We start from the raw sequence: 13,337 nt of genomic DNA on the forward strand, positions 1-13,337 counted from the left end.
TCGTCCTTCGGGACGGGGCGGATGCGCTGTGTCGTGTCTGCGTCACTCCTTCGGCGAGTGGGTTCGGTCGTAGTAAGCGGCGTACTCCTCGGCGGTGATGTGGCCGCTACCGCGGGCCAGCATGACCGTGGAGAGGTCGCAGTCGAGGTCGCCGGCAATGGCGAGCTCGTTGTCGTACCAACCCTTCGGCTTCCACGGCTTGCGGCTGGCGGTGGTGCGCTGCGCCATGTGCATCGCCGTGTTCCACAGCAGCCCGTCGATGCGGTCGACGCCGAGGGTGGCGCGGATCTGCTCGGCCGCGTCGTCCGCCGTCAGGCCGCAGTGCTCCACGGCGTAGAGCAGCGCGACGGAGGGCGTTCGGTGGTGGGCGTGCACGCAGTGCAGGAAGACGGTGTGTCCCTCCACCCGAAGCTCGGCGACGGTGTCGGCGGCGTCGTTCAGCGCTGCCGCGAGGTCGTTGTGCGTGCTCGGATCGTCGGAGTCGACGATCCAGTACTCGACGTGCCGCGCGGGGTGGTTGCCCCCGCCGAGCCGGCGCAGCCTCGTCTCCCGGTTCTCCTGGGAGCCGATTCGCGAGAGGCTGTCGACGGCGTCAGCCTGCGTGTGCGCGAGGGCCGTCTGGGTGCCCAGGTGCAGGCCCTCGTCGAAGGATGTCGGGACGTCGAGCGCTCGACCGCCCGGTGAGGGCTCGATCTCGCGCAGTGGCCAGGCGACCGGCTGCGTTTCGCCGGCGGTTCGCAGAGCGAGCTCGACGAGGTCGCGCACCGTCATGTCGGGCCACCCGTGGATGCGGCGGCGCCACGTTCCGGGGATGGCGGAGACGCCGTAGACGGCTCCCATGAGTGCGCCGGTGATCGCCGCTACGGTGTCGTGGCCCGCGCCGACTGCCGCTTCGAGTGCGTGACGGACGTGGAGGCGGTTGCCGCCCTCGTGGGCCGCGTACTTCATGACGCGCATGCTCGTGATGGCGGCGTGCGCGGCACGAAGCGCGCCGAACGTGGAGCCGTTCGCCTCGATCGTCGACGGATCGGCGAGCGTTGCCGTCGCGATCCAGTCGGTCCACTGCGGGCGGCGCTCCTCGGGAATCAGGTCGAGCCCGGTGAGGAGGTCGTACTCGCCCGTCATCACCGCGTGCCGGATCGCCTCGGCGTGCAGGACACAGGAGTCGAGGACGAGCGGGTCGGCGTGCGTGAGGCGAGCGACGTTGCGCGCGTTCTCGGCGGTGGCATCGCGGTCGTGCAGGGCGGTGAGCCCGACGATGCCGTTGCGCATGAGCGCGCCGTTGCCGGCCGAGCGCTCGTGGTGCTTCGCGTAGCTGCCCGAGGCGTCGAGGGCTGCCCAGAACCACTCCTGGTCGAGGCTGCCGCCGTCTTCGTCGGGCGGGGTGTTGGTGAAGATGTCGCGCGTCGCGGCCAGGACGGCGCGCGTCTGGTTTCCGACGTCGCTCGCACCGTCGTCGAGCCAGTGCTGGAAGCCGCGCATGACGCGGCCGAGTCCGCGGTCGTCGAGCGGGCCGTCGGCCGTGACGCGGGCGATGCAGATGGCCATCTGGGTGTCGTCCGACCACTCGCCCGGCGCGTAGGGGCCGAGGCCGCCGCCGACCATCTCGGGCTTGGTTTCGCGCAGGGGCGGGCCGAACTCGTAGGGGACGCCGAGGGCGTCGCCACACGCCTGGCCGACGAGCACTCCCGCCGCGCGGTCGCGCTGGGTGCTGGTGAGTTTTTGGTGGGTCATCGCTGTGACGCTCGCCCTTCACCTGCGCGAGGGCCGGTCCGAACTGCTCCTCCACCCACCCGGCCAGCTTGGCGTGTCCCTGCACCCCCATCACGTCGTCCCAGTGCGGTTCGACGGTGAACGACGTGTCCGTCGGGATGACGATGGCGTCGCACGTGACGTCCTGCAGGCGCCCGTGCGCGACTAATACGTGCCCCGTGGCGCTGACCGGCTCATTAATGTCGGCATCCTCGGGCCGCCTTGTCCGGCCGGTCCACGGCGTTGCTTTCGGGTCCTCATTCCTGCACGTGATCCCGGGATGCCAGGTGGGTGACGTCCAGGACGTTCTGGAGGAGTCCACGGACCTTCGGGCCGCCCAGCACGAGTTGCCTGTCGAGAAGGCGGTTGGCCGATTCGCACGAGGTTTCGCTGATGAGAACGCAGCCGTGACACGCGGCGAGGTTCAGATTGCTGTCGACTCCGCTCGCGTGCTCGCGACAGACAGGGTCGTTCGAGCAATAATCTCCGTCGCCGAGAGCGGCGACGAAAAGCGGCACGAGTTTGTCCGGCGCCCCGAGACGGACGAGGCCGCCGAGTGTGCCTTGCGCGTCGCCGGCCGCTGTGTACATCAGGATCCCTGCGGAGCGGTCGGTGCCGTCACCGTTCGCGTAGATCCTCTCGCGGACTGAGGCCGCAGCGTAACCGCTGTCGTACGCCAAGCGCCTGATCATCAGATGGGCGATCGTGTGAAGAGCCACATAGCGCGGCTCGGGTGCCTCCAGCCGTCCGGCCCATGGTGTTGCACGGTAGCGTGCGAAGAGCACCTCGGCTCGTGCACGGACGTCTTCGCGAGCTTCCCACGCTGCAAGGCGGCTCTCGTCGAAGCGGAGGAACACCCCTTCACCGAACAGCTCGATGGCCGGGTAGTCCTTCTGGTGGTTCGTTCCGAGGTCGGCGTCGATCAGGGCCGCGTCCGGACTGTACCGGCGGAAGCCTCGCAGCGCGCGGACCTCGCGCACCCGTCGGACCTGTCCGATGCCGGAGACGTGACCCGCGGTGAGGGGCTCGTACGACGACGCAGTCTCCGAGGGCCAGCTGTCCACGACGAAGTCACCCTGCGCGTAGTCCCGCCCACCCCGGTTCATCTTCTTCTCGAAGGCGGCCCACTCGCCGGCCTTGAGATCGACGGTGATCGCTCTTTCAGGGGTGGAACTGTCCGCCTCTTCGGCGGCAACCGCGAGTACCGCTTCGGAGGTCGTGCCGAGGTCGGAAGCGATCCAGCTCGCGATCATCTCCACCCTGGACGGGTCGGGCAGGTTCGTAAGCCGGCCGAAGTCGTGATGACTCCGGATGGAGTCCCTCGTTGCAAGGGATGCAGGAAGTTCCTCGGGGATGTCGAGAGCGGACACCTGCTCGGCCATGTAGTTGCCTGTCGCAGCCCGTGGCACGGCCACCAGATCGAAGTCACACGTCGTCGTGGACTTCTCCTGCCAGGGCTGCCTCCCCCAGCAGCCCATCCCGTCTCGCTTCAGCGCACCCGGCTCCACGAGATCGGCCAAGCTACGCGAGCGTTTGCATGCTGTGCAGCGCACGCTGAGAGCGCTGAGGCCCTCACCGGCCTTGCGGTCGCGATCGAATCTCAGTGAGGTCGCGTCGGAGCATTCCGGGCTCGATCCTGGGTCATCGGATCCTCGCCCTCGATGCGTCCAGAGCGGCCAGGAGATGTCCTGGATGTGACTACCGCCCTTGCAGACAGCGACGTACCGCATCGGTATCAGCGCCCCGCCGCAATGATTGCACTCGTTGATCCACGCACCTTTGTGCTTGCCGGTGAACCGGGTCATTCGGTCACATCGCTCACAGAACCTCCAGGCCGGGAACCTCCAGTATTCGAGGCTCTTGGTTGTCTTCCCGGCTCGTTCGGCATGTGTGGGCGCCTCGAACAGACGGGCTTGTCCGAGCGTCTCGGACAAGCGAGCGCAATGGACCTCCTGGGCAACTCTCTTGTCCCAGTAGGATGTGTCGGGCGCGACCAGAGACTGTCCGCTCACGTCGGTGATGGCGCCGACGCCGAAAGGGGCCACGATTTCCGAGAGTCGGAGGTCGTGCATGATCTTTTCCACGGTGGGACTCCTGTCAGGGTTCCTCTACTCGAACGGCGACGTTGGGCTCAACCGAGCGCATCGAGTCTCCGACGAGCCACCCATCTCCATCGAGGCCGAAGCGTTTCATCAGTCCGTTGGTGCACGTCCGGGTCCTGTCGTAGACCAGAGCCTCCCCGTCCCGACGAGCGCGATAAGCACGATCATCCCATTCACGCAGACGGCGTTCCACGGCTGCGCGGGTGTCCGCGGCTTCGTCAGCATCAGCACGACTCGCGATATCGAGAAACCGGTCGCAGACCGTCCGGACCTGTGTCTGGAAGACCGCGTCGTCAAGGCGCATGTTGACGGCCGCGCTGTTCTCGCGGAGTGAACTGATCGTGAGGCGTAAGAGCATGATGAGGGCACCAGACAGGGACCGCTCACGAGATGCCAGCGACCACGGAGTCACGCTCGTCGGCTCCACGTTGCGGTAAAGGGCGTCGTGATACCCGCGGAAGGTCTCGAAGTGCGAGCGGTCTCGCGCACGCTGTGGCCGGAACAGTGTGAGCACGATTCCGTTCACCTCGCCTCGCCCCACACGGCTCGTGGCCTGGATGTATTCCGCGGTGGTCTTCGGCTGGCCGACCATGATCATCAGCGCCAGTCGAGAGATGTCGATTCCGACCGAGAGCATGTTCGAGGAGAGGACGACGTCGAGGGCGTTCGGGTCCGGAGCGCGCCGGCCGAGTGCGTTGAGAGCCTGCTGAAGCTCTGCGGGGCCGCGACGACTCGTGAGTTCGAGAATGTTGTGGGAAGCCACGTCGCGAGCGGGGAGTGAAAGGCGTTCGGCGCGGGACTCGACGCGAGTGTTGATGTCGTCAACCAGCAAGGAACCGGTCCGTCCGAGCTCGCGGAGACTGTTGTGGTAAAGCACGGTCGTCCAGTAGTCGTCCAGACTCTGCCCGCTCTGCTCTCGGTCGAGCACGTGAGGGATCTCAAGGGCGGGCGCGACAGTTGAGACGAGCGCCGACACCTGCGGCATGGCTTGGGGCATGAGACCGATGTACAGACGCCCTTCGCCGCTGGGTACGGGCCGGGAGAAGAAGGTCCTGTCCGCGTCCAGTCCCGACGGGGGGTACAAGGCGACCTTGCGGCCGTACAGTCCGCGGACCTGTTCGGCGGACGAGCGGATCGTTGCCGTCGACGCGACGATCTTGGGAAGCGTCCCCTTCATCGAGAGGAGCACCTGGATGACTGCATCGAAAACAGCCACGGTGGTGCCCAAAGGCCCCGAGAGGAGGTGCAGCTCGTCCTGGATGATGAGTGACGGCGACAGGTACGGCGCTCCAAGTCCGAGCACGGCACCGGCCTCGGGCTTGAACTGCAGTCGCGCGAACTTGTCCACCGTGGCGAGCAGGATCGTCGGGTGCTGTTCGTAGATCTCCTCGTCGATCACCGTCACCGGCAGTGCGGCGTGGAAGGGGCACCTCAGGTCGGGGCAGTGGATCTGGATGCTGGCACCGATCTGTCGTACGCCGTACTCGGATGGGTCCTGCCGTCGCTCCTCGGGCAGGATGTGGGAATCACACCACGGGCATTTCTCGATCTGGAAGACGTTCTTCTCCCGTGGTGCCGATGCCTTCCGGAGCTCGTCCAGCCGGCTGACGGCTTCCTTCCGTGTCCCAGGGGTCACATCGTTCCCGACCCAGAGGCCGATCGAGAACGGCGCCAGAGGACGAACCCGGGGATCCTCGTGTTCTCCCGGCTTGCGCAGCAACTCCATGGCACACACGAGTGAGGCCGCACGCTGGAACTGTTGTGCAGTGAGCAGGCGCAACGTGTACCGCGTGATGACGGCGGTACCGCTGCCTTCCGTGCCGTGCTCGAGTCGTCTCCGGAAGATCTCGATCGCTGCCAGACCGAGGTAGGCCTCGGTCTTCCCTCCACCGGTGGGGAACCAGATGAGATCGACCAGTTCCCGGTCCTCATGCGTTTCCTGGGTCGTCGACGCGAGCGAGACGAGGAGGAACCCGAGTTGGAACGGACGCCATCGAGGTTCCTCGATGTCCTCGTTCTCCGTGGACCTCCCGCGGAGCATCTGCAGCCTCATGGCCTTCATCCCCAGCGCGAACGCGGTCCGGGTGTTCTGTTCGGCGTCGTCGTCCAGGAGGTTGATGCTCTCTCGCATGCGGGCGGCGCATTCTCGCGACCGTTCGACGATCCGCCGAGCGAGCGCGGCATCGGAGCCCAGCCCGTTCGCGACTTCGTCCTGATCTGCCACCCAACGCTCGAACGACTCGACGAAGGCGGCGAGTGAGTGGATGACAGGTGCTTTGTCCGTGGTGATCGTTGCCAGGTGGGCCAGCTCCAATGCCGTGGCTGCGGGTTCTCCGTCCCCGAGGCCCGTGGTCTCCACCGCAGGGACCACATGGGCAGGCACCGCTTCGGCCCGGATACGTTCGCAGACGCCGTCGACGACGTCCCAGTCGGCGGCGGTGCCGTGTCCGACCGCGAAGATCTGCCGATCCCTGTAGCGCACACGCAACTCCGCGGCTTCCTCGTCCGGCGTGAACCGGGAGTACGGGGCGTACTCCAGAAAGACGCCACCGGGCGAGGGGGTCAGACCGAGGTCCACCTGGAAGATCGTGCGTGCTGCGTCCGTCCGCTTGTTTCCCGAACTGGTCTCGCGTGAGCGGACGTGGACCGTCACGAGCTGGTTCGAACCGTGCGGTCGCCACCGCGCACCGATCTCCACTCTCAGCCCGTTGACATCGATCAGACGCGGCGCTGCGCCCATCGCCAGCTCGATCGGGCCGATGGCGAACGGCCGCCGGCGCCATGTGGACTGACCGTCCTCCTCGGTGCTCGAGTACGTGCCGCCGGCAAAGTGGCATGTCACGCTCGGACGGTCGGTGACGAAGGAGAGCGCGACGGATGAGGGGCGCTGGTCGTCTGGTGTCGGTATGCCCGCCCCCACCGCCTCCGGATCTTCGAGGTCGGCTTCGTCGGAAAGGGTTTCGGTCTCGGCCGTCGGCTCGAGTCGCTCGAGGCTCTCCACGGCATCGGATTCGGGGAACAGCATGCCGACGGCATAGCGGAAGACGGGCGCTGCGCTCAGGGTCTCCTCGGGCCCGCCCTCAGGACCGAGGTATGCCCGACGAAGGTGGGACAGTGCCGTCCTCTGGGCTGGGGTCAGTGTCATCGGGCTGGGGTCACCCTTCCTGCTTCTTCCACAGTTCTGTGTATTCGGTGTAACCGAGCGAATCGTTGAGCGCACCCCAGTTGTCGGCCATGTCGACGATGAGGCACTCCTCCTTGCCGCCGTTCTTCGGCCCCCGAAGTCCGCGACCTGCCATCTGGATGTAGGCGCTCGGGCTGAAGGTGGGGCGGGCGATGTACAGCGCCTTGACACCGGGCGCGTCGAATCCCTGGATGAGGAGGTCACAGTTGGCGAGGACCTGGAGTTCCCCATGCGTGAATCGTCGGATCGCCTCACGACGCTGGGCGCGGCTCGTCTGCCCGCTCACGGAATCGGCCTCGATGCCCGAGTATCGCAGCGAGGCGGCGAGGACCTGGGCCGAGAGAACGCTCGGGGTGAAGACGAGCACGGGCCAGTCGGGGTGCTCGGTGTGGAGCTGTCGGACGTGTTCGACGAGGATCTTCATCCGGGCCTCGTCCTTGCCGAGACGTTCGTACACATTTGCGCTGATGAGGTTGCTCGAGCGGAGCTCCGCTTCCTCGTTCGGTTTGAGTTCGACATCGATTCCAGGCAGGACGGTGTGATTCACCCGGGCGAGCACTCCGAGTTCGACGAGCCGCTCGTAGGCGTCGGACTCGAAGGGTGCGAGGCGGTTCCTGCCGAACCGAGCGGCGAGCCTGCTCGTGGCGTCCGAGTCACCGGACCTCCCCTTGAAAGGCGTCGCGGACAGGCCGACGAGAGGCCGGTCCCAGCTCTTGCCGTCGACACCGAGCCATCGCAGGATCTCCGTGTACCGCGGTGAGTCGGCCCGGTGGGCCTCGTCGACGAAGACGGCGGCCGGAGCCCGTAGCCATTGGTAGTCCTGTTTGCGCATGACGGATTCGATCTTCGCGTCCGTGGCCACGATGACGGAGACGTCGGTGTCGGGTTCGTGGACATCGTTGCTCCCCCACAGGCGGGCGATGGTAAGCGGGCGCTCGTCGTCCAGGTGCCGCCACACACGGTCGAAGGTCTGGACGGCCTGCTCGCAGAGCTCTTCCGACTGGGCGATCCACAAGATGTGGCCGCGCAGGACTTCATCCGCGAAGAGGCGCAGGACGGTCTCCGTGGCGACACGCGTCTTGCCAGCACCGGTCGGGAGTTCGACCATTCCCTTCTGCGCGGGGCCGGATTCCGAGGGTTGGGTCAGTACAGTCCTCAGCTTCTCGCTGATCTGCTTCTGATAACTGTGGAGCCCGGGCAGGTGGACGGCACCCGGAACGACGAACTCGGACTCGCGGCTCTTGGTGCGTTCACCTGCGTACTCGGCGCCGAAGCCCATCCTTCTCACCCAGTCGACTGCCGCCGGCAGTCCTCCCCAACTCTTCGGGACGTCTGGGAACCCCTGTTCGCGGAAACGGTCCGCCAACTGCTTCAAGGAATCCCTGCCGTAGACGACAAGGAACAGCTCTGCGACCGACGTGCAGCTGTCAACCAGGCCTTGAGCTCGAAGTGCCGACCACAACCCCGAGGGCAGCGCGTCGCGGAGGTCGTCGTCTCCGATGTAGAGGCTGAGGCGTTCGGCGTCGTCGGCTGCGCCGACCGCCTCCGCTCGCAGCTTCTCGAGCTTGTGGCTGAGCCCCACGCTCAGGATCTCCTGGATCTGCGCCCTGTCCAGGCCCAGGGAGAAAGCCTCACCGGTGTGCTGCAGCACGCGGTTGTCGTCGGCGGTGTCGAGCACGATCAGGTCGGTGCCGTCCAGGTACCACTCGAGTGGCTGATCCTCGACGCCGCCTTCCTTCATGGTGACGCGCTTGGCGATCCGTGCCGCCTTCGACAGTGTGGCGGTTGCGAGTCTGCGGGCATGGACGGTCTGGCGAAGGCCGGTGTACACATCACACAAGGGTTGACTCGGTGTCCGGCCCTCGAGGATCTCGGTGAAGGCGAAGTTGTCCTCGAAGGTCCGACACCCGGTGGCCTCCACGAGGTCCCGCACCTGGGACGGCTCGACCCTCAGGAACGCACGGCCACGGGAGAGGAGGTACGCCTGCTGCTCGTCGTCGACGGCGAGGAAGACGTTCTCCGGGGGTGTGGCCTCGACCACCTTCGAGACCCGTGCCGGGATCGTGGCAGGTGGCTCATCAGGAAACGCTGCGCGACAGGCCGTGAGCACGAACTCGACGAGGATCTCGTCCCGGATGTTCGAGGGGAACAAGTCGCTGAGAAGCGCGGCCCGTAGCAGCGTCTCGGGAACGTCGCCGAGCTCAGCGGGCAGTCGGAGTGCAGCAGCCGAGTCGGGAGAGCCCTGGAAGACCGGGAGCATCCCGCCGAAGGGCCCCAGCTGTGGGCCGACGGTATCGGCACATCGGACCACTCCACGCGATGACCGTACGAGACCGAACTCCCGGATGCCCCAGACGGCAGGTGAGTCGATCTCGTATCCGTCACCGGAATCCAGGTTCTCGCACGACAGGGGAGACAGATCGAGGCGCATCATGTCGGAGGTCCATGATTCGAGCTCCTGTCTTGCCGCAGTGCTCTCGGAGGCCCGCCACTCGTCATAGAGCAGGACGAGTGCGGAGAACGGTCCCGCACCTTCGGCGCGGTCGAAGTCGACATTCGTGATCGGACGCGTATTCGGCCCCTCGACGGCGGCCAATTCGTTGAGCACCCACTCGCGGTACCGGCCGAAGTAGAGTTCGTCATCGAACGCGAAGTTCCTGACGGCACTCTCCGCCACGCCGATTTCCCGCGCGACCGAAGGGACACAGCGGCGGGGGTCGAGGAGAACCCCAGCGCCTTCACTCGGTGCCGTCCGAAGGTTCATGACCTGGCTCGGCCACGCCCATTTGCCGTTCAAGGTCGGCACCTTCACGGGTGCCGTGGACTCACGCAGAATGCGTCCAGCTCGTCGATGAGGAACGTCCAGAACGGCGTCCCACAATTTCGCCATGTTCTCGTTGCTCGGGTCGGCTCGCAGGTGAGCCGCGCGTGCGTTGAGAACGGCCTCCGGGTCGAGATCCCGGAATCCTTCCTTGCGGAGAAGCTCTTCGACTCCTGTTTGGGCGAGGAAGGTGCGGTTCACGAATACACCGTCCTCGATCACTAGGTCCTCGGCGGCGCGGAGGAAGACAAGGTTCTTGTCCCGCAGACTCCTCATTCCACCGCTGGTGGGGATGACTGCCGCGGTCTCGATCTGGGGGTGGGATCGGCGACGGGCAACCATTCGCAGGGCATTTGCGGAGGAAACAGGGTCGGTGCCTTCAGCCCACTCGCGCAGCCACGAGAGGAAGCCGCGGCGCGGTAGTCTCTCGGCCGCCTTGAGGGTGTCCCGTGTTCCTGCATCGGGGTCGCGGCCGAGAACGTAGAGGTCGCGCATGCGGTTGACGCGGGTGTCGTTCTGGTAGCAGCTCCAGTGGGGTACGTCGTCGCCGGTGTTGGGCGAGTTGCACCAGCCCTGCTGCTCGTCTCGTTCGAGCTTGACGGTGAAGTCGAGCGGCCGGAGCTCGAGTGCGCCGCACAGCTGTCCTCGGGCGTTGGGAATGAGTTCCTGCTGGGCTCCGATCTGCGGGATGTACATGACGAGGTGTTCGTCGCCCAGGCTTTGGATCTCTCGGCCCCGGGCGGGCATATACGGAAGGTGTGCCGCCGGGTCGTCGGGTGTCGACAAGTGCGGCAGCATGTCCACGAAGATCTCGGAGACGGCGTGTAGGATCTCCTGGTTGTAGCGGTTGCGCAGTAGCGTCGTTCGGTCGTCGTTGACACTCCACGGTGCGTTGAACAGTGCCGTTGCCGAGGTCTCGTCCTGCAGCGGGAAGTAGGACCAGAACCGTCCCCGCTTGAGACTGCTGTGCTGGAGCGGCATGGCCACCGAGATCTTGATCTCGGAACGGGCGACAGCCTCACCGACATCGACCCGCGCATCGTAGGAGGGGCGATGCATTCGACTGTCCACTAGCCATTCGCTGACCTGACCGTCGTGCTTGCCAAGCACGTAGCGATGATCACCGGTGTGCTGCAACGCGAAACGCGCCTCGTAGGGCTGACCGCCGATGATCCGGAGGCGGAGTTCTCTGACGTCCGGGACGAAGAGGAGGAACTCGGCAGCGAAATTCTCGATCTCGCTTCGGATCTTGGGGATGTTGCGTGCCTCGGGGAGCCGGACGACGGTGCTGGCCCAGGTCATCAGTTCAGCCAGGTGCCGATCTTCGGCAGCCACCTGGTGTGCGTCGGCTAGGACCGGCGTGCGCAGTGCGGGTAGGCGGGGGACGTCCTTAATGGCGCGTAGTTCGGCTTGCACAGCAGGGGTGTTGAACTCGAACGACACGGAACGACTGAAGACCTGCGGTCGGTGGGAGACCGCGAGCACGGACTTGAACCCAAGCCCGAAGCGCCCGATCTCGTCACCGCGCTTACCGCTCAGGTGGGCCATCGAGAGGGCGCGCAACCCGGCAGTCGAGAACCGCCGTCCGGAATTGGCGCAGTAAAGGACACTGCGCTTGGCGTCGAGAAGGATCTCCACCCGACTGAGGTCGTCGTCCTCGCCGCCGGTGATGGCGTCGGCCGCGTTCTGCACCAGCTCCAGGAGCGTGCGGTTGGCGTACCCACCGGTCCGGATCGATTCCTCGAGGTTCGCGTGCTCCTCGAGGTAGTCGGGCTTCTCCCGGTAGGACGCCAGGATCTCCGACTCGTGACGTCTGAGGGCCGCGACGAGCTCGGGATCGGGCGTCCACTCCTGGTGCACAGGCATCATGCGCTCCATCGGGGGGAGAACAGGAACCCGAATGGGGCAAGGTTGTTCGAACCGGTGAAGTCGGCATTCCTCATGAGGTGAAACCTAACCGGTGAGTGGCCACCCCGGTGGCGAAACGGAGGCCCGAATGGGCAGAGTTCAGATGCCCTCTGGCGGCAGCCGGCCGCCGAGCGCCGCGCCGAGTACCAGGGGGACGGCGTTCCCGATCTGACGGGCGATCGACGACCGTGTGCCGTGCCAGTGGTAATCGTCCGGAAAACCCTGGAGACGTGCCGCTTCCCAGTGTGTGATGGCACGGTGTTCCTCGGGGTGCAGGTAACGTCCCTTCTCCGGCTTGAAGAACTCGGTGCGAATGGTCACGGATGGACGGTCCCAGTGGAGACGACCCATGACATCCGCAGAGCCTGCGGTGTGTTTCTTCCAGCAGGGGCTGAGGAGGTGGTCGGGGATGTCGAAGCGGTTGCCACCAGCCGGGATGTTCGCGAAGCGCTCTTTCGACAGTGTCGTGTAGGTGCGATCCGCGTGGAGTTCGCTCGTGCGATACGGCCCGCCGACACCTCGTGCAGGACCGGGCCACGTCGTGTGCGCACGTGCAGGAATGGCAGCCCGGCGAGTGGCTCGATCGGCGGCGAAGGCGGTGCGGACATCCACCCATCTCGCGAGTCCGTTCCGTCCGAGTCGGTCGTGTGTCGGCTCCGGGAAGCCGAACGGTGCGACATCACGTCGGTGCCCGAGCAGCACCGCACGCTTGCGGGCCTGGGGAGCACCGAAGTCGGCCGCATTGAGAACCTTGGCCTCGAACGTCCAGTCCTTGAGCGAGCCGCCGACGCTCTCCGCGCGGAAAGCCTCAAACTGAGGAGAGTTGAGGAACGTCGCGACGTTTTCGACGACGAAGTACTTCGCATTTGTCCGCCGGATCGTCGTGGCGTAGTGCTCCCACAACGTGTTGCGCGCGTCGTCGACGTCCCGCTTCCCCAGTGCTGAGAACCCCTGGCAGGGCGGACCGCCCACGATGACGTCGAGACCTTGTTCGCGGAGTTGCTCCGGTTCGTCGGACTCCAGCCAGGTCTCGATCGGAACGGCCTTCGCGACGTCCTTGCCGTGATTCGCGTTGAACGTCGCCACGGCGTCGGCGTCCATCTCGATGGCCCGGGTCGTGACGAAGTCGTCGGAGGCGGCGTGGAAACCTGCCGTGAGGCCACCGGCTCCGGCGAAGAGGTCGAGCGTCGTGATGGGCATGGAACACCTTGGTCTGCTGTGCCGGTCGACCGGTGACCGTGCGCTTGAACCGAGGGTAGCCGGCGACACTGACAAGCCCCAAGTCGGCGCGCCGGCCGTCACGAATCTCGGAGTCGGAGATCGGCGTCATCTCGTCGGGGTGCTCGACGTGTCCGTTTAGGTGAGTCGGTGTGGGGGGACGGCTCCCGGGAGACGAGAACTGCGAATAGTGTTTGCAGAGTCCGAAGAGGTAGTGAGAGGCGAGTACGTGACGCAGCGTCGCAAGATGATCGAGGTGGCTTGAGGAGATCGACAAGGGTGCGCTCGATGGACGAATGCCCTCGTACCGACGTTCGGTAGAGATGCAAGAAAGCCCCCAGGCAGCACGAAA

5 protein-coding genes are annotated in these 13,337 nt (G+C 65.9%); all 5 read right to left on the minus strand.

Going from position 1 to position 13,337, the window contains the following annotated elements:
* Nucleotides 1-42: 42 nt before the first annotated feature.
* Nucleotides 43-1,734 carry an ADP-ribosylglycohydrolase family protein gene (locus EVU97_RS11725; protein WP_129666000.1) on the minus strand — a complete coding sequence of 564 codons (1,692 nt, stop codon included), beginning with the start codon at nucleotides 1,732-1,734 and terminating at the stop codon, nucleotides 43-45.
* A gap of 275 nt (nucleotides 1,735-2,009) precedes the next feature.
* Nucleotides 2,010-3,836 carry a DUF1998 domain-containing protein gene (gene drmB / locus EVU97_RS11730; RefSeq protein ID WP_129666002.1) on the minus strand — a complete coding sequence of 609 codons (1,827 nt, stop codon included), beginning with the start codon at nucleotides 3,834-3,836 and terminating at the stop codon, nucleotides 2,010-2,012.
* Between the two features lie 13 nt (nucleotides 3,837-3,849).
* On the minus strand, nucleotides 3,850-6,999 hold the full coding sequence (locus EVU97_RS15450) for a helicase-related protein (RefSeq protein ID WP_129666034.1): 3,150 nt from the start codon (nucleotides 6,997-6,999) through the stop codon (nucleotides 3,850-3,852).
* Between the two features lie 10 nt (nucleotides 7,000-7,009).
* Nucleotides 7,010-11,725, minus strand: a complete 4,716-nt coding sequence (locus EVU97_RS11740) for a sacsin N-terminal ATP-binding-like domain-containing protein (RefSeq protein ID WP_205744897.1) — start codon at nucleotides 11,723-11,725, stop codon at nucleotides 7,010-7,012.
* A gap of 141 nt (nucleotides 11,726-11,866) precedes the next feature.
* Nucleotides 11,867-12,967, minus strand: a complete 1,101-nt coding sequence (locus EVU97_RS11745) for a DNA cytosine methyltransferase (RefSeq protein WP_129666006.1) — start codon at nucleotides 12,965-12,967, stop codon at nucleotides 11,867-11,869.
* Nucleotides 12,968-13,337 lie beyond the last annotated feature (370 nt).

It is taken from the genome of Dermacoccus sp. 147Ba (genome assembly GCF_004151355.1).
Taxonomy (GTDB): Bacteria; Actinomycetota; Actinomycetes; order Actinomycetales; family Dermatophilaceae; genus Dermacoccus; species Dermacoccus abyssi.

Bases quoted from the DNA above. Each gene is read 5' to 3' on its own strand.
- EVU97_RS11725 (WP_129666000.1), bottom strand. From the start codon at position 1,734: ATGACCCACCAAAAACTCACCAGCACCCAGCGCGACCGCGCGGCGGGA.
- EVU97_RS15450 (WP_129666034.1), bottom strand. From the start codon at position 6,999: ATGACACTGACCCCAGCCCAGAGGACGGCACTGTCCCACCTTCGTCGG.
- EVU97_RS11740 (WP_205744897.1), bottom strand. From the start codon at position 11,725: ATGCCTGTGCACCAGGAGTGGACGCCCGATCCCGAGCTCGTCGCGGCC.
- EVU97_RS11745 (WP_129666006.1), bottom strand. From the start codon at position 12,967: ATGCCCATCACGACGCTCGACCTCTTCGCCGGAGCCGGTGGCCTCACG.